This window comes from Mesorhizobium sp. M1050 (assembly GCF_040318715.1).
In the GTDB taxonomy this organism is placed as follows: domain Bacteria; phylum Pseudomonadota; class Alphaproteobacteria; order Rhizobiales; family Rhizobiaceae; genus Mesorhizobium.
In genome coordinates this window covers 40,464-62,576 of record NZ_JAMYMV010000007.1, presented here as the reverse complement: position 1 = coordinate 62,576, position 22,113 = coordinate 40,464, and the positions used below count along the sequence as shown (strand labels likewise).

Genomic DNA, 22,113 nt, shown 5'->3' with positions numbered 1-22,113 from the left:
TGGTCCAGCCGAAATGCCGCTCAAGGGTTTCGCACCGGCCATACGCAAACCATGTTGCTCAACAGGAGAACACCCCATGCGTCACGTTGATTTTTCCCCGCTTTATCGTTCGACCGTCGGCTTCGACCGTCTCTTCACCATGCTCGATTCGCTTGCGCAGCCGGATGGCGCGCAGACCTATCCACCCTATAACATCGAGCGTACCGGCGAGGATTCCTATCGCATCTCGATGGCGGTTGCCGGCTTCTCGGACGAGGAAATCTCGATCGAAGCCCATCGGAATGTGTTGACCGTGAAGGGTGAGCGCAAGGACGAAGGCACCGGCGAAGGGTCCGAACTGCTCTATCGCGGTATCGCCTCGAGGGCTTTCGAGCGCCGCTTCCAGCTTGCCGATCACGTCGAAGTCGTCGGCGCCGCGCTGAAGAACGGCCTGCTCTTCGTCGATCTCAAGCGCAACATTCCCGAGGAACTGAAGCCCCGCAAGATCGCGATCACCTCGGCTCCGGCCAAGGCCAAGCAGATCGAGGCCAAAACCGCCAATTAAACCTGCAGCCTCCCAAGGCAAAGGCGGCGCTGAAAGGCGTCGCCTTTTTTTGTATCAGTTCGCTCGACGAGAGGCCGGAACTGCGTAGTCTTTGACTTGAGGGTGATCGCGCTCGCCGGATGGGGCGACCAAAGGATTTCGCGGGAAACGAGCGCGATTGTTACTTTAGCGTTATCTAAATAAGTAATCCCTTTTTAACCAAGTTCGAACATATTTAGCTCGGCCAGTCCACAGGCCCCGGAGGCTCCAACGCCCGTTTCACCTTCTCTCCGGAACCATCGAAAAAGGACTCTCGACGAATGTGGCGAAGAAAAACGGCAGCGTGCCTGGCGATCCTGGCGCTTCTCGGCGCCGAGGCACGCGCGACGACGACGACATTAAACATGACCGTGCAGATGACAATCACCGCATCCTGCACCATTGGCAGCGCATCGACGCTGAACTTCGGCTCATCGGGCCTCATTGCAGCCAATGTCGACCAGACATCGACGGTTCAGGTTCAATGCACGAACACGACCCCCTATAATATTGGTTTGGACGCCGGCACTGGATCGGGCGCGACGGTTGCCGCGCGCAAGATGACCAATGGCGCCGCCACTGTCACCTATTCTCTTTACAGCGACATCGGCAGAACGACCGTCTGGGGAAACACAATAGGAAGCAATACGGTCTCTTCGACGGGTACCGGATCTTCACAAAGCTTTACCGTGCATGGACGCGTGCCAGCGCAATCAACACCTGCGCCAGCCCTTTACACAGATACGGTGACGGTCACGGTCACTTACTAGGTCTGCCGCATCGACGGTCGACGCCCGGGGGGTGCAAATGAATTTGGCAAGGCTGACTTTGGCTTTGATGGGAGCATTGTTGTTCGGCGGTGCGCAGGCGCACGCGGAATCGCTTCAAGTGCAGCCTGCGCGATGCCGCCGGCCATGAAACGCGCACGAGCGTACCGTTCTACGCCTCACCCAGTTTGCTGAGACCGGGCCTCTTCGACTTTTCGCTGGAGGCTGGCATGCCAAGGCTCGGGTATGCGACGACGTCGGATGCCTACGCCGTCAATCAGCCCGTCATGTCGGCAAGCCTGAGAAAAGGCATCTACGACTGGTTGACGCTGGAGAGCCACGCGGAGGCCGGCAAGGATCTGGTCAATGGCGGTATAGGCATGGCGATGCGAACCGGCTCGCTTGGCGTCGCCTCGTTCGCGCTGGCCGGCAGCCATGGCCGGGCCGGCAATGGGCTGCAGGCCTATGCCTCCTACGAGATCAGGATCGGGACGATCAGCGTCAATGCCAGCTCGCAGATGACCCTCGGCTCCTATGACGATCTCGCCTCGGTGACCGACCGGCTTCAGGATAGCGAAGCGCCCAGTCACGTGTTCTTCAATCTATCGTCGTTCGATCCGGAAGCTACGGACGCGGTGGCCAGATCCAGGCCGCCGAAGAGAGTGAACAGCATTTCCGTCGGAACGCCACTGTCCTTCGACAGCGGCAGCGTCAGCGCAAGCTACATCGACCTGACATCGGCCGACGGCGAGAGCTCCAGGGTCGTCACCGCGTCCTATTCGCGCACGCTGCCTTTCGGTTACCTCAACGCCACGGCCTTCGCCGAGCTTGGCGGGCGAAGGAGCGCCGGTCTCTTTGCCGGACTGTCGATGCCGATCGGCGGCGACGCCATGGCATCGACGGCTGTCTCCGCCGGCAAGGACGGGCTCGACATGATTGCCGACGTGAGCAAGCCGCTCGGCGAGGAACCGGGCAGCGTTGGCTGGCGGACAAGCCTTAGCCAGGGCGGATCAGCGGAGGGCTCCGCGGCGGTCGCCTATCGCTCTTCCCATGGCCGTGCCGATGCCGCCGTCGGCCGTTCAATCTCGGGCACCACGGCGACAGCCCAGTTCGATGGGGCAATCGCAACGATGGGATCCGGCGTCTTCCTGACGGACCGCATCGACGACAGTTTCGCCGTCGTCGAAACAGGCGTGCCCGATGTCGGCGTGTTCTACGAGAATAGACCGGTGGGCGTTACGGATGGCAAGGGCCGGCTGCTGGTGCCGGGCCTGCGCTCTTATCAGAAAAACAGAATCGCGATCGACACCACCAACCTGCCGATCGACGCCGACGTATCGACAACGCAGGACGTCATCGCACCGGCCGACCGGGCCGGTGTACAGGCCGATTTCCGGATTCGCACGAATGTGGACGCGGCAGTCCTGGTCCTGTCAGGCCCGGACGGACAGCCGCTCATGGCGGGATCGCACGGCACGATCAACGGCAAGCAGGACTTCGTCATCGGCTATGACGGGCGTGCCTATGTCAAGGGGCTGGCGCGCAAGAACACTGTCGTGGCCGAAACCGCCAGCGGTACGTGCAGCGCTGCGCTCACCTATACGCCGAAGGCGAACGCGCAAGTGGTCGTCGAGATTTCCTGCCGTTGATGCCGGCGGTCGCCGGATGTCAGTAGGTGACAGTGACGACGACCGTGTCGGTGTAAGTTCCTGGCGCGGGGGTCGTCTGTGCGGGCGCCTCGGCATATACGGTGTATGGCTGGTCCAACCCGGTGCCGGTGCCGCTGGCGGTGTCGGTGCCGATCGTGTTCCCCCAAACCGTAGCCATGCCGCTGTCGCGGTAAAGCGAATAGCTGACGAGCTTGATGCCGCTCGTCATCTTCCTGCTGGCGACTGTAGCTCCGGAACCCGTTCCCGCACTGAGTCCGATAGAGTAAGGCGTCGAATTGGTGCAGCGGACGGTGACCGAACCCGTCGAATCGACATTCGACGCCAGTACCCCGACGGAGCCAAAATTCACGTTGGTGGCCGAGACGTTGCAGTTCGCGTTGATTGTCGCGGTCCAGGTGGAGCCGCTTGAGACGGCTTGTCGGCTGCCTGTCGGACAGGCCGTTGCCGTCACGTAGTCGTAGCCAATCGTCGGCGCGGAGGTCATGGTCCAGATGTACGATCCGGGTCCGGCGGTGGTCTGGTTCGCGGCCACCCTGCCATAAACCGTCAGCGTGGCATTGGCGCTGCCGGAGAAGCCCATGTTGAGATCGTAGGTCGTGCCGATGGGATGGAGGGCATAGGCCGTCGTGGCCAGGCCCCAGGATCCCCAGATCGTCGTTCGCGCCGCGTCGCTGTAGAGCTCATGCACCAATCGTTGGGTGCCCGACGCCAGCCGGCGATTGCCGGCCGTGTTGGTCTGGCCGGGCGAAAGTTCGACGCACAGGCGCACGGTCGAGAAGATCACGCCCGAGCAGCTGATCGAGAAGGTCGCAGTCGTGTCGTCGACGGCACCACTTAGGATATCGACAGCGCCGTACGACCCGCTGACGGCAGTGACGGAGCAGCTCTGGGACCAAGCCCCTTGCAAGCTGGAAACGAGAAATATCATGACCAGCACTGCCCGTAGCCGCACTGTCCAGTGTAGCGCACGGCGTAGCGGTCTCCCGAAACCCGATCCCTTGCCAACCATTATGTCTGCCTATCACAGCCCAGGCTAATTCGAAACGGGCTCCGAGCTCTTTCGGGAGAAACCTATCAGGCGAGCATGAGGCCAAACCGGTCGACGTCTTCCGCGGTCGTCGCGAAGCTGGTGACGAAGCGATAGAGCAGCTCGTCCTCACTGATGTGGCCGTCAAAGCCATGTGGCCTGTTCCAGTCGTAGAAGGCAGCGCCGGCTGCCTGCAGCCTTTCGGCCTCGGCTTTCTTGATCACTGCGAACACCTCATTTGCCTGCGGCAACCATGCCAGCTTGGCCGTGGCCGAATCCTCGATCGCCGCAGCAAGGCGCGCGGCCATGGCGTTGGCGTGGCGGGCGGTGTCCAGCCACAATCCGTCCTTGAAATAGGCCTCGAACTGCGCGGCGACGAAGCGCGATTTCGAAAACAGCTGGGCGGCGCGTTTACGCAGGAAGGCCAATTCCTTGGCGCGATCAGGATCGAACAACACGATTGCCTCGGCGCACCAGCAGCCGTTCTTGGTGCCGCCGAAGGAGAGGATGTCGACGCCGCGTTTCCAAGTCATCTCGGCAGGCGTGGTGTCGAGCGCGACCAGCGCGTTGGCAAAGCGGGCGCCATCCATGTGCAGGGGCACCGAATGTTGTTTGGCGATCGCCGAGATCGTCTCGATTTCATGCAGCCCGTAGACGGTGCCGACCTCGGTCGACTGGGTGATCGAAACAGCCATCGGCCGTCCCCAATGGACGATTTCGGGCGCAAAACGGCCGATGGTCCGTTCCAGATTGTGCGGGTCGACCTTGCCAAGCGCGCCGTCGATCTCATGCAGGCGCGAACCGCCGGAAAAATATGACGGCGCGCCGCATTCGTCCTCGATGACATGCGATTCGCGGTGGGCGAAGGAGATGCCGCCAGGCTTGTTATAGGCGGTCAGCGCCAGAGAGTTGGCGGCAGTGCCGGTTGCGACGAAGAACACCGCGACCTCTCGTTCGAAGATCTCATTGAAGCGTTGATAGACGGCTTGGTCGAGCGCACCGTCGCCATAGGCGGTGGAATAGCCCCCCGCATTGGCCGACAGGCCAGCAACGATATTGGGATGGGCGCCTGCCCAATTGTCGGAAGCGAAGAACATGCATCTGCCTATGTCTAGGGAAATCGGGTTTTGGGGAAGTCAGCCTGAAGTTGACCGGTTTCGCATGCTGATCGCAAGGGGGCCGGGCGCCGAAAAATCGGTAAAGCCAGCCAGCCGACAGAAGAGAGATTGGGCGACTGAACCTTACGTTTCTCCCCGGCTTCACGTAATTTTCTGTCGCAAGAGGCCCAAGTTTTTTGTGAATCGGTCTTGTATGCGTCCAGGATTTCTGTCATAAAAATTTAGGACAGTAGTGCTGTCTTATTTTGTCGCACAAAACGAGCTGGATTGGCGTATCATTTGGGCCTCTCCGGCTGTTGCTGCGAGCGACAGGTGGACGGCCCCGATTTGGCCTGTACGAATACGAACCATGCGGAAAGCCGCCTGGTCCGGTAAGGATTTCGCAAGACGTGCCGCAAGGATCAGGGTGAGCCAAGCGCTTGCCGAGGCAAACCAGCGCCCGAGGGGCTGGGAACGGAGGACAGGAGATGACGGACATGACGCAATCTGCGACGAACGGCCAGGCCGCGCAGACGAAAGCGGCAACCGTCAAAAATACGTCCCTGACCAATATCGGCCGATCCAACTTTGGTCGCACCGTCAACGGCTTTTCCGCCCGAGGTCTCTACGACCCGCGTAACGAGCATGACGCCTGCGGCGTCGGCTTCATCGTCAACATGAAGAGCGTGAAGTCGCATCAGATCGTCAAGGACGGGCTTGCCGTGCTCGAAAACCTGACGCATCGCGGCGCCGTCGGCTCAGATCCCTTGGTCGGCGACGGCGCCGGCGTGCTGGTGCAGCTTCCCGATCGTTTCTTCCGCGAGGAAATGGCGGCCCAGGGCATCGACCTGCCACCGGCGGGCCAATACGGCGTCGGCCACTGGTTCATGCCGCAGGACGCGGCACTTCGCGCCCATGTCGAGGACATCATTGCCGAATCGGCGCAATCCGAGGGGCTTCCGCTCATCGGTTTCCGTGACGTGCCCGTCGACAATTCGTCACTGTCGAAGGCGGCTGATATCGTCGCGTCGGAACCGTTCCATCGGCAGATATTCATCGGCCGCACGCCAGACATTACCGACGACGAGGAGTATGAGGCCAGGCTCTATCTGCTGCGCAAGGTCATATCCGGCCGGATCTATGCCGAGAACGACAACAAGGACATCGGCGCCTATTGCGTGTCTTTGTCGGCGCGCACCATCGTCTACAAGGGCATGTTCCTGGCCTACCAGGTCGGTGCCTATTACAAGGACCTCAAGGATCCGCGCTTCGAGACCGCGCTGATCCTCGTCCACCAGCGCTTCTCGACCAATACGTTTCCGTCGTGGAAGCTGGCGCATCCATATCGCATGGTCGCCCACAATGGCGAGATCAACACCGTGCGCGGCAACAACAACTGGATGGCAGCGCGGCAGGCTTCGGTCGATTCCGAACTGTTCGGCAACAACATCTCGAAGCTTTGGCCGATCTCCTATGACGGTCAGTCCGACACCGCCTGCTTCGACAATGCGCTCGAGTTCCTGTTCCAGGGCGGGTATAGCCTCAGCCACGCCATGATGATGCTGATCCCGGAAGCCTGGGCCGGCAACAAGCTGATGGATGCCGACCGCAAGGCCTTCTACGAATACCATGCGGCCCTTATGGAGCCGTGGGACGGACCGGCGGCGGTCGTCTTCACCGATGGCCGCCAGATCGGCGCTACGCTCGACCGCAACGGACTGCGCCCGGCGCGCTACATCGTCACCGACGACGACCGGGTCATCATGGCCTCGGAAGCCGGCGTGCTGCCGGTGCCGGAGGAGAAGATCGTCAAGAAGTGGCGGCTGCAGCCCGGCCGCATGCTTCTCATCGACCTGGAAAAGGGACGCATCGTCTCCGACGAGGAGCTCAAGTCGGAGATCGCGGCCAAGCATCCCTACAAGACCTGGCTCGCCAACACGCAGCTCATCCTGGAAGATCTGAAGCCGGTCGAGCCGCGCGAACTGCGCAAGGACGTCAGCCTCCTCGATCGCCAGCAGGCGTTCGGCTACAGCCAGGAAGATACCAAGCTGTTGATGTCGCCAATGGCGACGACGGGCCAGGAAGCGGTGGGCTCGATGGGTACCGACACGCCGATCTCGGCCATGTCGGACAAGTCGAAGCTTCTCTACACCTATTTCAAGCAGAACTTCGCCCAGGTCACCAACCCGCCGATCGATCCGATCCGCGAGGAACTGGTGATGAGCCTGGTGTCCTTCATCGGGCCGCGGCCGAATATCTTCGACCTGGTCGGCAATTCGCGCCGCAAGCGGCTCGAAGTGCGCCAGCCGATCCTGACCAATGGCGATCTCGAAAAGATCCGCTCCATCGGCCACACCGAGGACCGCTTCGACACCAAGACGATCGACATCACCTATGGCTCCGCCGAAGGGGCGGCAGGCATGCAAGGCGCCATCGACCGCCTGTGCGAGCGGGCGGAGGCGGCGGTCGCCGGCGGCTACAACATCATCATCCTGTCGGACCGCCAGGTCGGGCCGGACCGCATCGCCATCCCGGCGCTTTTGGCGACGGCCGCGGTCCATCATCACCTGATCCGCAAGGGGTTGCGCACCTCGGTCGGCCTCGTCGTCGAATCCGGCGAGCCGCGCGAGGTGCATCATTTCTGCTGCCTTGCCGGTTATGGCGCCGAGGCGATCAACCCGTACCTCGCCTTCGACACGCTGCTCGACATGCACAAGCGTGGCGAGCTGCCGAAGGAAGTGGACGCCTACGAAGTCGTCTCGCGCTACATCAAGTCGATCGGCAAGGGCATTCTCAAGGTGATGTCCAAGATGGGCATTTCGACCTACCAGTCCTATTGCGGCGCCCAGATATTCGACGCCGTCGGGCTGAAGACCGATTTCGTGCAGCGATATTTCACCGGCACCGCTACGCTGATCGAAGGTGTCGGGCTGGACGAGATCGCGGCCGAGACGCTCAGCCGCCACAATGACGGTTTCGGCAACGACCCGGTGCTGCGCAACAGCCTCGAGGTCGGCGGCGAATACATGTTCCGCATGCGCGGCGAGGCGCATATGTGGTCGCCCGACGCGGTCGCCACATTGCAGCACGCCGTGCGCCAGGGATCGTGGGAGACGTTCAAGGACTATTCCGCCCAGATCGACAGCGAGACGGCCCGCGCACAGGCCATTCGCGGCCTGTTCAGGATCAAGCTAGCCGAGGAAACCGGCCGCAAGAAGGTCGCGCTCGACGACGTCATGCCGGCGGCCGACATCGTCAAGCGCTTCTCGACCGGGGCGATGTCGTTCGGCTCGATCTCGCGCGAAGCGCACACGACGCTGGCGCGTGCCATGAATCAGATCGGTGGCAAGTCGAACACCGGCGAGGGCGGCGAGGAGGCCGACCGCTACCTGCCGTTGCCTGGCGGCGGCAAGAATCCCGAACGCTCGGCGATCAAGCAGGTCGCCTCGGGTCGTTTTGGCGTCACGGCCGAATATCTCGTCAATTCCGACATGATGCAGATCAAGGTGGCGCAGGGCGCCAAGCCCGGCGAGGGCGGCCAGCTGCCCGGTCACAAGGTCGATGCCACCATCGCCAAGGTCAGGCATTCGACGCCGGGCGTAGGCCTGATCTCGCCGCCGCCGCATCACGACATCTATTCGATCGAGGATCTGGCGCAGCTGATCTACGATTTGAAGAACGTCAATCCGGCCGCCGACGTGTCGGTCAAACTGGTGTCGGAAGTCGGCGTCGGCACGGTTGCGGCGGGCGTCGCCAAGGCGCGCGCCGACCACATCACCATCTCGGGCTATGATGGCGGTACCGGCGCCTCGCCGCTGACCTCGCTCAAGCATGCCGGCAGCCCGTGGGAAATGGGTCTCGCCGAGACTCACCAGACGCTGGTTTTGAACGGCTTGCGGTCACGCGTCGCGCTGCAGGTCGACGGCGGCTTGCGCACCGGGCGCGACGTCATCGTCGGCGCGCTGCTCGGCGCCGACGAGTTCGGCTTCTCGACCGCGCCGCTGATCGCGGCCGGCTGCATCATGATGCGCAAGTGCCATCTCAACACCTGCCCGGTCGGCGTCGCTACGCAGGATCCGGTGCTGCGCAAGCGCTTCAAGGGCACGCCGGAACACGTCATCAACTTCTTCTTCTACGTTGCGGAAGAGGTTCGCGGTCTGCTCGCCGAAATGGGCTACACCCATATCGACCAGATCATCGGCGACACCGACCTTCTGGAAAAGCGCGACCTGATCGTCCACTGGAAGGCGCGCGGGCTCGACTTCTCGAAGATGTTCTTCAAGCCGGATGCGCCGCATGAAGCGGCGCACTGGACCGAGCGGCAGAAGCATCCGATCGACGACGTGCTCGACCGCAGGCTGATCGAACTGGCCAAGCCGGCGCTCGAAAGCAAGCAGCCGGTCAAGATCGAGGTCGACATCCGAAATGTCGACCGCTCGACCGGCGCCATGCTGTCGGGCGAGGTGGCCAAGCGCTTCAAGCACAAGGGCCTGCGCGAGGATACGATTTCGGTGAAGCTGACCGGCACCGCCGGCCAGTCCTTCGGCGCCTTCCTGGCGCGCGGCATCTCGTTCGAGCTTGTCGGCGCAGGCAACGACTATGTCGGCAAGGGCCTGTCGGGCGGACGCCTCGTCATCCGGCCGCCAGAAGCGGCCAAGATCGTCGCGGCTGACTCCATCATCGTCGGCAATACGGTGCTCTATGGCGCTACCGAGGGCGAGGCCTATTTCGCCGGTGTCGCCGGCGAGCGTTTCGCGGTGCGCAATTCGGGCGTGGCGGCTGTCGTCGAAGGCGTCGGCGACCATGGCTGCGAGTACATGACCGGCGGCATCGTCGTCGTCATCGGCCAGACCGGGCGCAACTTCGCCGCCGGCATGTCGGGCGGCGTCGCCTATGTGCTCGACGAAGCGGGCGATTTCGCCGAGCGCTGCAACATGGCGATGGTCGAGCTGGAACCGGTTCCGGAAGAAGACGATTTGATGGAAAGGCTGCTGCATCACGGCGGCGACCTCGACCACAAGGGACGCGTCGATGTGTCAGGCGACATGACCAGCCATGACGAGGAGCGGCTCTATCAGCTGATCTCGAACCATGTGCACTACACTGGTTCGGTGCGCGGTCGCGAGATCCTCGACGACTGGACGACATTCCGGCCGAAATTCCGCAAGATCATGCCGGTCGAATACCGCCGCGCGTTGATCGAGATGGAACGCATGCGCATGGGCGTTGCGGCGGAATAGACTTGGGATTGCCGGGAGGCTCAGGTCTCCCGGCCTATCTTCATCGACAGTTTGACCTCGTGCGAAAGGTTGCCACGGCTGCCTCAAGAGGTTAACGGGTGCGGCGAAAACCGCACCATCTGGACAGCAGGAACTGGACTATGGGCAAGGTAACAGGCTTTCTTGAAATAGACCGGCAGGTGCACAAGTACCAGCCGGCCTCCGACCGCATCCGGCATTTCCGTGAATTCACGCTGCCGATGTCGGACAAGGAGGTCGAGAAACAGGCCGCGCGCTGCATGGATTGCGGCATTCCGTTCTGCCATGGGCCGACCGGCTGTCCGATCCACAACCAGATCCCCGACTGGAACGACCTCGTCTACAATGGCGACTGGGACAACGCGATCCGCAACCTGCATTCGACCAACAATTTCCCGGAGTTCACCGGCCGCATCTGCCCCGCGCCCTGCGAGGAAGCGTGCACGCTGAACCTCGAGGACATCCCCGTCGCCATCAAGACGGTCGAGCAGGCGATCGCCGACAAGGCCTATGAAACCGGCCACATCAGGCCTTATCCGCCGGAGAAGAAGACCGGCAAACGTGTCGCCGTCATTGGCTCCGGACCGGCCGGCATGGCGGCTGCCCAGCAGCTCGGCCGCGCCGGCCACGACGTCCATGTCTATGAGCGCGAGAGCCGACCCGGCGGGCTGATGCGTTACGGCATTCCCGACTTCAAGATCGAGAAGCACTATATCGACCGGCGCATCGAGCAGATGCAGGGCGAGGGCGTCACCTTCCATTGCGGCGTCAATGTCGGCGTCGACAAGCCGGTTGCCGAGTTGCTCGCCGAACATGATGCCGTGCTCTATTGCGGCGGGTCGGAAACGCCGCGTGCAGCCGGTATTCCCGGTGACGATCTCGGCGGCGTGCATGATGCGATGCCCTATCTGGTGCAGCAGAACAGGCGTGTCGGCGGCGAGCCGATCCAGTCTGTGGCGTGGCCGTCGCATCCGATCATCGCCGGCGGTCAGCATGTCGTCGTTGTCGGCGGCGGCGATACCGCGTCCGACTGCGTTGGCACCGCTTTCCGCCAGGGCGCGGTGCGCGTCACCCAGCTCGACATCCGTCCGCAACCGCCGGAGAAGGAAGACAAGCTTTCGGTCTGGCCCTACTGGGCGACCAAGATGCGCACTTCGTCCTCGCAGGCCGAAGGCGCGGAGCGTGAATTCCAGGTGGCGACACTCGAATTCATCGGCGAGGAAGGCCAACTGACCGGCGTCAAGTGCTGCGAGGTCGACGAGAAGCGCAAGCCGATCCCCGGCAGCGAATTCGTCATACGCGCCGATCTCGCCTTCATCGCTATCGGTTTTGCCGGACCGGCGAAGGTCGGCGTGGCGACGGAGCTGGACGGTAAGATGAAGATCGTCACCGACAACCGCCGCTCCAGGAATGTCGAGGCCAACGACCGTGACTACAGGACCAGCGTCGACAGGCTCTATGCGGCCGGCGACGTGCGCCGCGGCCAGTCATTGGTCGTCTGGGCGATCCGCGAGGGCCGCCAGGCGGCACGATCGATCGACGAGGCGCTAATGGGGTCGAGCGTTCTGCCGCGCTGAGCCAAACGGCCTCAGAGCCGCTCTGCGATACTAACGACTGATCGCGGTCGTGGTGTCGGTCGCGGTGGTAGCCTTCGGCGGCCAGGAGAAATCGTCGGCGCGGCCGGGCGAGGCGTTTGGTGCCTTGCCCTCGATTATTAGCTTTTCACCCGGCAGGTCCGGATTAGCCTTCGCTAGCGGTGCCGCGCCAAGCAGCTCGGTGCCGCCATCGAGTGCCGGATCGCTGAGCAGCATCGGTGCGGTTCGGTCGATGACAATGGGGGCCGCGGCCGGCGCCGGCGCCTCCACGGGAGCGCCTGCGGGGGCAGATGCCGTGACCGCGCTCCCCGGCGCGGTCAGTCCGAGGATCTTCAACAGCGGTTTTTCGGTATAGAAGGCGAGCTTGCGCTTGCCTGCCTTCGAAACGTTGATGCCGTCATCGGCGCGTAGTCGCACCGGCTGGCCGTTGATGTCGGGGCCGCTGGTGACGAAGGCACCGTTCTCATCGACGAAGCCGTCCCAGATATCGACGAATTCGCCGCCATGGCTTTCGGCCGCCTGACGGTAGATGTCGTTGAAGGCAAGCATGTCGGAGGTCATCTTCTGTACCCGAAAGGCCGGCATGCCGACCCAAAGGAAAGGCACCTTGGCCTCCGTAATGGCTTTGCCGAACGCGTCGGCGCGACGCTCATATTCCTTGATCCAGTTTTCGGATCGCGGCGGTTCGCGAATGTCGCCGATTTTCATCTGTTGGCGGTCGTTGGAGCCAAGCATGACGATCACGGCGGCGGGTTTTTCGGCCTCGATCAACGACTTGATCTGTTCGGGCCAGTTGTAGAAGTCGTCGCGCACGAAGCCGGACGAACCATTGCTGCGCACGACGATCCTGACGCCGGCATTCTCGGCAAAGGCGGTGTCGAGGCCTTCAGCGAGACCGGCCGCCATGAAGTCCCCGACCACCAGAACGGCGCGGGCGTCCGGCGCCTTTTCGACCACAGGGGTTTCCGGTTCCGCGGGCGGGCGGGGCGCGCGGGGTTTTTTCACAATCGGCCTGGGCCTTGCCTTCTGGATATCCTGCGGCGGCTCGAACCGCTCGCTGCGGCGCGGGAACAGAAGGTCGCGCAACGACCAGCCGCGGTCTTGCTGCTCCTGCGCCATTGCAGGTGCGTGAAAGACGCCGGCCACACCGACGGCGAGCACGATTACCGCCAGAATGAGCACCGGCATGCGACGAACAAGCCCTGCGATGCGCGCAGCCGAAGCCAATCGCTTCCTCCATCCCTTGGCAGATTGCTACAGTGTCCTTTGCGCGCCCGAAGGGCCGCGCGGCACTGCATGCGGCTCTATTTCTGCCGGAGCCACTTCAGCACTTCCAAGCTCGGATAGCCATCCTGGGTCAAGCCGGCGCTGGCCTGGAAGGCCATGATGGCTGACTTCGAGCCGTCGCCGATCTTGCCATCGAACTTGCCGTCGTAGAGGCCGTGCTGGGAAAGCCGCTTCTGCAGCTCCTGCCTTTCCTCGAAAGTGAGCTTGGTGAAAGGCCGCTTCCAGTCCTGCACGAGACCGCTGGAGCCGGCGATCTCGTCGGCAAGAAGACCGACGGCAAGCGCATATTTGTCGGCGTTGTTGTAGGCTTTGATGACGGAGAAATTCTTGATCATCAGGAAAGCCGGCCCGCTACGGCCGTCCGGTACTTTCAGCGTTGCCTTGTCGGAGCCGTTCTTGAACGGCTTTCCGTTGGCCCTGACCACGCCGAGAGCCTGCCACTGCGACAGCGTCTTGGAGCCCCCGGGAAGCTTGCCGGCAGGCAGCACAACCTCATAGCCCCAGGTCTTGCCGGCCTGCCAGCCATTCTTCTCCAACAGGTTGGCGGCGGTCGCCAGCGCATCGGGTATCGAATTCCAGATGTCGCGCTTGCCGTTGCCGTCCATGTCGACGGCATAGTGCAGATAGCTGGTCGGGATGAACTGGGTGTGGCCCATGGCGCCGGCCCACGATCCGCTCAGATGGCTTTCGTCGATATCGCCGGTCTGCAGGATCTTCAGCGCGGCGATCAGCTGGGTGCGGGCGAATTTCGCCCGTTTCGGATCGGCATAGGCCAAGGTCGCCAGCGAGCGGACCACATTGCGCATGATGTCGTCGCGCTTGAGGATCTCGCCATAGTTCGATTCCATCGACCAGATGGCCAGCACGATGTGGCGGTCGACGCCGAACCTTGACTCGATCCTGTCCAGCCACGGCTTCCATTTCCTGGCCATCTGCTGGCCGACCGAGACCGACTGGTCGTGGACGCGGTTGTCGAAATAATCCCAGGCAGGGGCCGTGAATTCAGGCTGCGTGCGCGCCTTTTCCAGAACCACCGGGTCAATATCCCGGATGTCCCTGAAGGCCTGGTCGTAGAGGGCGCCGGAAACGCCGCTCTGCACGGCGGTGGCGCGGAAGCCGGCAACCCATTGCCGGAAGCCGGCATCGGCGAAAGCGGGGCCAGGCATCAGCAGAGCGAGCGAGAGGCTGGCTGCCGCTATGACGCTGGTAAAACGTTTTGCGGCATTGCGAACGGACATCTTTTCCTCCTTCTCTGTCTCAGGAAAGACCATTCATCGCCGAACCAGGTTAGGAATTAGTTTACCATAGGCGCCGCCGGGAACGAAAAAGACGTCTCGAAGCTTTCCGGCGATCGCTCCAGCCCTGTCGCCCAGTAATCCTCAATTCCGGCGTGAAAATGTCTTGCAACGGGGATTGCGGAGCTAGCCATCAAGCGGATATTTGACTGCATGAAGAGAGTTCGCAAGGCAGTGTTCCCGGTCGCCGGTCTCGGCACGCGGTTTCTCCCGGCCACCAAGGCCGTCCCCAAGGAAATGCTGACCGTCGTCGACCGACCAGTCATCCAGTATGTGGTGGATGAAGCGCGCGAGGCAGGCATCGAGCATTTCATCTTCGTCACCGGCCGCAACAAGGCCGTCATCGAGGACCATTTCGACATACAGTTCGAGCTCTACGACACGCTGGCCCAGCGCGGCAAGGACGACCAGCTCGCCCGCCTGCAACGGCTGCAGCCGGCGCCGGGGCAGACCAGCTTCACCCGCCAGCAGGTGCCGATGGGGCTCGGCCACGCCGTCTGGTGCGCCCGCGAGCTCGTCGGCGACGAGCCGTTCGCGCTTTTGTTGCCCGACATGATCATGCAGTCGGAGAAGAGCTGCATGAAGGCAATGGTCGAGCTCTACGAGGAAACCGGCAACAACATCATCGCCGTGCAGGAATGCGATCCCGCCGAAGCCCACAAATACGGCATCGTCGGGCGTGGCGAGGACACGCATCACGGCTTCCGCATCACCGAGATGGTAGAAAAGCCGAAGACCGGCACCGCGCCGTCCAATCTCTACATCAACGGCCGCTACATCCTGCAGCCCGAGATCTTCAATATCCTCGAAGGCCAGGAAAAGGGCGCCGGCAACGAGATCCAACTCACCGACGCGATGCTGAAGTTGGAAAAGCAGCAAGCCTTTTATGGCTACCATTATCAGGGCCGCACGTTCGATTGCGGGTCGCCGGAAGGTTTTGTCGAGGCCAATGTCGCCTTCGCATTGTGGCGCAGCGACATGAACGGGAACATGGCCGGCGTGATCCGCACGCTTCTCGATGAGATAAGACCATCGGAGCGGCTCGGCGTCGCTTGAGGCAGTCAAGCTGGGGACTTGTCGCTTGCCAGACTGCGCCTGGCTGGCTTTCCTATCTCTGCACTTTTACACCGAGGAAGATGCTGTTGGCGGTGTAGTCGCGGCCCGGTAAATTGCTGGTCAGCTGTTCGGTCCTCACCCTTGTCGTTAGGCCGGCATAGCGGTTCAGCCACCAGGTCAGGCCCGCCTCGGCGCTCCAGATCCTGTCGTGGCCGTCGATGCCGACATAGTCACGCCAGTCCAGGCCCAAAGCCGCATTTCCGGTGAGGTTGGCGCGAATCTGGCGTTCGGCGGTCAGGCGGCCGGAATAAAGGATATCGCCACTTTCATTGGCTGTGGTCGTGGGCTCGACGGTGGTCCGCCCGGTCAGGCCGATCGTGGTGCCGCGTTCGGGCGACCATTTGAGGTCGGCGTTGACGGTGGCACCCGAAATCGCATCCAGGTCTTTGTCATCGATCGCTTCCCTGAGCCAGCCGGCCGAGAATTCACCCGACAATTTCTCACCCATGTCGAGCGCAAGGCCGGCGCGGGCGCCTAGCCGCGTCGACGAGCGCTCGAAGCCTTCATTGTCGATGCGTTGATCATAGGCCCGACGGCCGACCTCGATTTCGGTGAAAGGGGTGAGGGCGGGGGAGATCTCGTAGCCGGTGCGCAAGGTCGCGGTGTAGAGCGTGGAGTCTCGATCCTTCTGGGACAGCGAGGTGCCGTTCGAAAGCTTGGCGTCGCCGTAGAAGTCGTGCGAGACCGCACCGGTCAATGTGTACTGCATCTTGCCGATGTGTTTTTCGACGGCGAGGCTGCCGTTGACGGTCTGCCGCAGCGGCTGCTTGCTGACGCCCGCGATGGCGTCAGGCGAGGATGCCGATTCCGGTACGGCCTCGTAGCCGAGCTTGGCAATGGCGCGCAGTTCATTGTCGAGGTCGACATTGAGCTGGCCTTCGATGCGCCCTTGCTCGTTGTGAACGGGGTAACCCGAGACGGTCTCGCGGAACAGGCCATAGCCGTCGATCGTGGCGGAGTTCTCGCGCCAGTCGGAGGCGGCGGAAAAGCGCAGCGCCGTCTCGGACAGCAGTGCCGACTTGCCGGCATTGCTCGAATCGCCGTTCGACGTGGCGGTCAGGCCCTGTTCGATCGTCGGCCGGATGACGAAGGAGCCCCATTTGACGCCGGTGGCGGCGAACGGGTCATCCTCCGGCTTCTTTTTCTGGCCTTCGATGGCATCCGTGCGTTTTGCGCCTGGGTCGAGCTTCTGCTTGTCGGCGCTGTCGATGGTGAGGGCGCGACGGTTGGCCGTCTCCTCATCGGGGGTGTCAGCGCTGTCGCTGGCGTCCGTCGTGGAGGCGGTCGTGGAAGCAGTGATGTCGGTGGCTGTTGCCGTCGACTTTTTTTTCTTTCTAGACTTGTCCGCAGCCTTGTCCTTGGTCTGGTCAGCCGCATTCTGCCCGGCGGTCGACGAGCGACGGCGAGGCTTCAGCGGCGCTTGAATGCCGGCAGGGGTGTCGCCGGTGGCCTCCGGCGGACCGAAAATACTGCCGTCCGCGGTTGCATCGGCGGCATCGGTGTCGTCAGGCACAGCGCCGGCGCTGGCCGGCAGATAGGTGCGGGCCGACGCGTCGTCCTGCGCGGCGTTGGTCGGCGCCTGACCCTGCGCTGCTTGGGCTAGCTGCCTCGCCTTGCGCTGCTGGTCGGACAGGATCGCCGATTCCGAAACCTCGCCGCGCAGTTCCGTTTCCTGGGCATGGAGCGCCGTTGGGCGCAGCAGGGCAAACATGCTGGTCGCCAGCAGCAACGCGCAGGCCGCCTTGCCCTTTCGTCCTGTCGATTTTTCTGGCTGGACCCGGGACATCGCCACCACTGCTTGCGCGGCGCACGCGCGCCATACTTACCGAACCGTAAATGGGGATGGTTAACGGAGGGTTGAGGAGGCGGGCCGCCGGCCGCCTGAAGCGCTGATTTCCCAAGGGGTTTATACGGCCCGTGTAAGCCTTTTGTCTCCATGCCTGTCGCTATCGCAAACCGCCGCAAACATTCGGACGACATGCCTGCGGCCATTTCCGTTGGACAGCGCTCCGGCAAAGCGCTAATCGCATCAGCCATGCATGCGGGATCTCCTGACAACAAGCCTTTGGACAGGCAAGCGTCGATCGCTTCGGCGCTGAGGACGGTGGCGACAGAACAAGCTGGTGTCGCAGCCCTTGCCGAGGCCCTCGGGAGCGGATTGGCCGGGCCTTTCTGCCAAGCCGTCGACATGATCTCCGGGATTGAAGGCCGTCTCATCGTCACTGGCGTCGGCAAAAGCGGCCATATCGGTTCGAAGATCGCGGCGACGCTGGCCTCGACCGGCACGCCGGCTTTCTTTGTCCATCCCGCCGAAGCCAATCACGGCGATCTCGGCATGATCGCCAGGGACGACGCCATCATCGCCATGTCGTGGTCGGGCGAGAGCAAGGAATTGATGGGCATCGTCGCCTATTCCAGGCGCTTTTCCATTCCGCTTATCGCCATAACCGCCGGAGAGACATCAGCGCTGGCGCGGGCGGCGGATGTGGTGCTGCTTTTGCCGCGCGCGCCAGAGGCCTGCCCGCATGGCCTGGCACCGACGACATCGACACTGCTGCAACTCGTAATGGGTGACGCGCTGGCGATTGCTCTCCTCGAAGCACGCGGCTTCACGCCGGACCATTTCCGCACCTTTCACCCGGGCGGCCAGCTCGGCGCCAACCTGACGCAGATCCGCGAGATCATGCATGTCGGCGACAGGCTGCCGCTGGTGGTCACGGGCACCGGCATGCAGGACGCTATCCTGGAACTGTCGCGCAAAGGATTTGGTTGCGTGGCGATCACCGACGCCGACGGTGCGCTGGTCGGCATCATCACAGATGGCGACATCCGCCGTCATATAGGCAGCAATCTGCTGGCAATGACGGTGGATCAGGTGATGACGAAAGGACCGAAGACGGCGGCGCCGGATACATTGGTGGCAACGGCGCTGCAGACGATCAACAATTCAGCCATCACCAGCCTGATGGTGGTGGAGGGCCGGAGACCAGTCGGCCTCATCCACCTGCACGATCTCTTGCGGATCGGCGCGGCCTGAACGTTCAGACGGGCTCCACTGTCAGTTCCAGATCGGTGTCGGCCGCACCCGTCACGCGCACTTGCGTGCCGGCCGGCAGATCCGGACCGGAGACACGCCACAGCGTGTCGCCCAGCTTGATGCGGCCACGTCCATCCCGGATCGGTTCGGCAAGTGTCGCCATACGGCCGACCATTTGCGCGCCGCGGCGGTTGAGCAGCGGCTGGTCGGTCGGGTCATTGCGACTGCCGACCAGCTTCTTGCCGATATAGGCCGAGACCAGCGACAGCGCCAGGAAGGCGAGGACCTGAACCTGCCAGGTCCAGAAACCGGTGTCCCAGATCAGTAGCGACACGGCGCCGATTATCAGGGCGGCGATGCCGATCCACAGCATGAAGATACCGGGCGCGATGATCTCCATCACCAGCAGGGCGAAGCCGAGAACCATCCAGTTCCACGGGCCAAGTTCGGAAATGATGCGGTCGATCATGGGTGTGTTTCTTCTTGTTTGAGCATGACGTTTTCCGAAAACCGATTTCCACTTTTCGGGGTCATGCTCCTACGATCTCAGTTGTCGCTTGGGCGCACGACTGGCGGGCGTGCGGCCTGTCTTTGCGCGCCGGTCGTGCCTTCGCTGCGGAAGACTTCCTTGGCAATCTCGCCAATGCCACCGAGCGAACCGATCAGCGACGACGCCTCGAACGGCATCAGCACGATCTTGCTGTTGGTGGCGGTGCCGATCTTACCCAATGCCTCGGTGTATTTCTGAGCAACGAAGTAATTCAGCGCCTGCACGTCGCCCTTGGAAATTGCTTCCGATACCACCTGCGTGGCGCGGGCTTCCGCCTCAGCCGAACGTTCGCGTGCCTCGGCGTCGCGGAAGGCGGCTTCCTTGCGGCCTTCGGCTTCGAGGATCTGCGACTGTTTGAGGCCTTCGGCGGCAAGGATCTGCGCGCGCTTGTTGCGTTCCGCCGTCATCTGCCGGCCCATCGATTCGATGAGGTTGGCCGGCGGGTTGATGTCCTTGATCTCGACGCGCGTGATCTTGATGCCCCACGGATGCGCTGCTTCATCGACGACGCGCAGCAGCCGCTCGTTGATGGCGTCGCGATTCGACAAAAGCTCGTCCAGATCCATCGAACCCATGACGGTGCGGATGTTGGTCATTGTCAGGTTGAGGATGGCGTTCTGCAGACCCGCAACCTGGTAGGCGGCCTGAGCCGCATTGAGGATCTGGTAGAAGGCGATGCCATCGACACCGACGATGGCGTTATCGCGGGTGATGATTTCCTGGCTTGGAACGTCAAGCACCTGCTCCATCATGTTCATCTTGGCGCCGATGCGGTCGACGAACGGGAAAATGAAATTGAGGCCCGGGCTCAGTGTCTTGGTGTAGCGGCCAAAGCGCTCCACCGTATAATTGTAGCCTTGCGGGATCGTCCTTATGCCTTTGATCAGAAGCACCAATACCAGAAGGGCAAGTGCACCAACCGCAATATCGAAACCACTGAAATCCATTTGGCTCTCCCCCAGACGAAGGCCGCACAAGCCATTCTCGCGCAGCCGACTTCACCAAAGGCTTAAGTGTATTTCAGATGCGTTACAATCAGGTGATGATGCATTGTTTGTCGGATTGCGACTTACGGTTGAAAGAAAACAGCCTTGCATCCATGTCGTCCAGCCCGTTGATCGAAGCCGAGACAATCTCGGAAGCGATCTGCGAGAAGGTAATGCCATTGCCGCTGTAGCCCATCACGGCATGGATACGAGGGTGGCTGGGAATGGCGCCGATATAGGGCAGGCCGGTGGTCGTGGTGCCGAAAGAACCAGTCCAGGCGAATTCAGGCCTGTTGTCGAGATGCGGAAATATCCGGCCAAGCTTTTCGGCAATGCGTGCGCTCTTGTCGCCGATCAGCTCGTCGCGCCGCGCCTCGTCGACAAAATCCTCGTCCTCGCCGCCGCAGATGACCCGGCCGTCGGCCGTCGCGCGCATATAGAGGTAGGGGTCCGACGCCTCCCAGATGAAGGCTGCCTGCCGCCAGATCTTTCGCGGTTGCGGTCGTGTCGCGATCGCCCAGGTCGAGCGGATCTGGTGGGCAGTCGCCGGCACGATATCGACCAGTTCGAAGCCGGTGGCAAGCACGACATGTTGCGCGGTGACGGCCGGGCCGTCCCTGGTTGCGACCACTACCGCGTCGGCACTGTTCGCGATCGCCATCGCTTCGGCGGGGGCGTAGAGACGTGCCGGTTCAGAGCGGCTCACCGCTTCACGGAAGCGGCGAGCCACTCTAACTTAACTCTTGTTGAAGCAATTCCGGACGTAAAGCCGTTTCACACTTTTCCTGGAATTGCTTTAGACCCAGCCGGACAGTTCGCGCCGCACCATCGCCTCGACCACTGCCATGCCCTCGGCGCTGTCGTTGAGGCACGGGATATGGGCGAAGTTCTTGCCGCCGGCATGATGGAAGGTCTCGGCCGCCTCGCGGCCGATCTCGTCCAGCGTCTCGATGCAGTCGACGGAAAAGCCGGGATTGACGATGGCGATCGCTTTCACGCCGTCCTTGCCGAGTTTCTCTACCGTCTTGTCGGTATAGGGCTGCAGCCATTCCTGAGCGCCGAAGCGCGACTGGAAGGTGATGATCAGTTTCTTGTCATCCCAGCCGAGCCGCTCACGCAACAATCGCGTCGTCTTCTGGCAATGGCAATAATAGGGATCACCCTTCTCGAAATAGGGTTTAGGGATGCCATGATAGGAGGTGATGACCACCTCCGGCTCGAAATCAAGCGTCGCCAGATGCTGCTCGATCGAGCGCGCCAGCGCTTCGATGTAGACCGGTTCGTCATAGTAAGGCGGTACGCTGCGGATGGCCGGTGCGCGGCGCATCTTCATCAAGGCGCGAAACAGCTGATCGTTGGCCGTTGCCGTGGTCGTCGCCGAATATTGCGGGTAGAGCGGGAATGAAAGAATGCGGTCGCAGCCTTGGTCGACCAGACGCTGGGCAACGCTTTCGGTCGAAGGATTGCCATAGCGCATCGCCCAATCGACGACGACATCGGGCAGGTCGCGCAGCGCTTCGGCCAGCTTCTCGCCCTGGCCGCGGGTATAGGTGCGCAGCGGTGACTCGTTCTTCTCCCGATTCCAGATCCGGGCATAGTTGGCGCCCGACGTCTTCGGCCGCCTGGTGAGCACCAGGCCATAGAGGATCGGATACCAGATCGCCCTGTTGAGCTCGATGACGCGCGGGTCGGACAGGAATTCTCGGAGATAGCGCCACATCGACTTGAAATCGGTGCCATCAGGCGTGCCCAGATTGACCAGCATGATGCCGATCTTGCCAGCCTTGACCGGCGGATGTCCGGCGGGCAACGGGCCAAGTGCCTTCGCGGCCTTGCGATCGACAGGGGTGGATAGCGTCATAGGGG

General features: G+C 62.3%; 16 protein-coding genes. 7 read left to right on the top strand and 9 right to left on the bottom strand.

Annotated features, from left to right (window positions below):
- The first annotated feature begins 76 nt into the window (after positions 1-76).
- The 3 genes from NKH57_RS06230 to NKH57_RS06220 all read left to right on the top strand — a co-directional run bounded on the left by NKH57_RS06230 (position 77) and on the right by NKH57_RS06220 (position 2,978).
- Positions 77-544 (top strand): Hsp20 family protein, encoded by a 468-nt coding sequence (locus NKH57_RS06230; RefSeq protein WP_023759726.1) that lies wholly within the window; start codon positions 77-79, stop codon positions 542-544.
- A gap of 299 nt (positions 545-843) precedes the next feature.
- Entirely contained in the window at positions 844-1,332 is a 489-nt protein-coding gene (locus NKH57_RS06225) for a Csu type fimbrial protein (RefSeq protein WP_352942655.1), read from the top strand.
- An 89-nt stretch (positions 1,333-1,421) separates the two neighbouring features.
- Complete coding sequence (locus NKH57_RS06220; protein ID WP_352942653.1) at positions 1,422-2,978, top strand: fimbria/pilus outer membrane usher protein; 1,557 nt, start codon at positions 1,422-1,424, stop codon at positions 2,976-2,978.
- A 19-nt stretch (positions 2,979-2,997) separates the two neighbouring features.
- Here NKH57_RS06220 and NKH57_RS06215 read toward each other — a convergent pair whose 3' ends face one another.
- The gene (locus NKH57_RS06215) at positions 2,998-3,927 is read right to left on the bottom strand and encodes a Csu type fimbrial protein (RefSeq protein ID WP_352942650.1); all 930 of its coding nucleotides are present in this window, start codon (positions 3,925-3,927) and stop codon (positions 2,998-3,000) included.
- Between the two features lie 146 nt (positions 3,928-4,073).
- Positions 4,074-5,123 carry a threonine aldolase family protein gene (locus tag NKH57_RS06210; RefSeq protein ID WP_352942648.1) on the bottom strand — a complete coding sequence of 350 codons (1,050 nt, stop codon included), beginning with the start codon at positions 5,121-5,123 and terminating at the stop codon, positions 4,074-4,076.
- A gap of 488 nt (positions 5,124-5,611) precedes the next feature.
- Between NKH57_RS06210 and gltB the strand changes: the two genes are divergently transcribed.
- Positions 5,612-10,363: a glutamate synthase large subunit gene (gltB, locus tag NKH57_RS06205; protein WP_352942646.1), complete on the top strand. Its 4,752-nt coding sequence runs from the start codon at positions 5,612-5,614 to the stop codon at positions 10,361-10,363.
- 140 nt (positions 10,364-10,503) lie between these two features.
- Entirely contained in the window at positions 10,504-11,958 is a 1,455-nt protein-coding gene (locus NKH57_RS06200; protein ID WP_352725284.1) for a glutamate synthase subunit beta, read from the top strand.
- 30 nt (positions 11,959-11,988) lie between these two features.
- On the opposite strand, the gene NKH57_RS06195 is transcribed toward NKH57_RS06200, so the two are convergent.
- Complete coding sequence (locus NKH57_RS06195) at positions 11,989-13,203, bottom strand: SGNH/GDSL hydrolase family protein (RefSeq protein WP_352942643.1); 1,215 nt, start codon at positions 13,201-13,203, stop codon at positions 11,989-11,991.
- Positions 13,204-13,280: 77 nt separating this feature from the next.
- Positions 13,281-14,501, bottom strand: coding sequence for a lytic murein transglycosylase (locus NKH57_RS06190; RefSeq protein WP_352942640.1), 1,221 nt, complete (start codon positions 14,499-14,501; stop codon positions 13,281-13,283).
- 210 nt (positions 14,502-14,711) lie between these two features.
- Between NKH57_RS06190 and galU the strand changes: the two genes are divergently transcribed.
- Positions 14,712-15,614, top strand: a complete 903-nt coding sequence (galU, locus tag NKH57_RS06185; RefSeq protein WP_023759737.1) for a UTP--glucose-1-phosphate uridylyltransferase GalU — start codon at positions 14,712-14,714, stop codon at positions 15,612-15,614.
- Positions 15,615-15,666: 52 nt separating this feature from the next.
- Here galU and NKH57_RS06180 read toward each other — a convergent pair whose 3' ends face one another.
- Positions 15,667-17,460 carry an outer membrane beta-barrel protein gene (locus tag NKH57_RS06180; protein WP_352942636.1) on the bottom strand — a complete coding sequence of 598 codons (1,794 nt, stop codon included), beginning with the start codon at positions 17,458-17,460 and terminating at the stop codon, positions 15,667-15,669.
- A gap of 249 nt (positions 17,461-17,709) precedes the next feature.
- On the opposite strand from NKH57_RS06180, the gene NKH57_RS06175 reads away from it, so the two are divergent.
- Positions 17,710-18,711: a KpsF/GutQ family sugar-phosphate isomerase gene (locus NKH57_RS06175; protein WP_352942883.1), complete on the top strand. Its 1,002-nt coding sequence runs from the start codon at positions 17,710-17,712 to the stop codon at positions 18,709-18,711.
- A gap of 4 nt (positions 18,712-18,715) precedes the next feature.
- On the opposite strand, the gene NKH57_RS06170 is transcribed toward NKH57_RS06175, so the two are convergent.
- The 4 genes from NKH57_RS06170 to hemH form a co-directional block, all read right to left on the bottom strand.
- The gene (locus NKH57_RS06170) at positions 18,716-19,180 is read right to left on the bottom strand and encodes an NfeD family protein (RefSeq protein WP_023759740.1); all 465 of its coding nucleotides are present in this window, start codon (positions 19,178-19,180) and stop codon (positions 18,716-18,718) included.
- 77 nt (positions 19,181-19,257) lie between these two features.
- Entirely contained in the window at positions 19,258-20,208 is a 951-nt protein-coding gene (locus NKH57_RS06165) for an SPFH domain-containing protein (protein ID WP_023759741.1), read from the bottom strand.
- Between the two features lie 88 nt (positions 20,209-20,296).
- Positions 20,297-20,977 (bottom strand): NAD(P)/FAD-dependent oxidoreductase, encoded by a 681-nt coding sequence (locus NKH57_RS06160; protein WP_352942632.1) that lies wholly within the window; start codon positions 20,975-20,977, stop codon positions 20,297-20,299.
- Positions 20,978-21,043: 66 nt separating this feature from the next.
- On the bottom strand, positions 21,044-22,108 hold the full coding sequence (gene hemH, locus NKH57_RS06155; protein ID WP_352942630.1) for a ferrochelatase: 1,065 nt from the start codon (positions 22,106-22,108) through the stop codon (positions 21,044-21,046).
- Between the last annotated feature and the right edge of the window lie 5 nt (positions 22,109-22,113).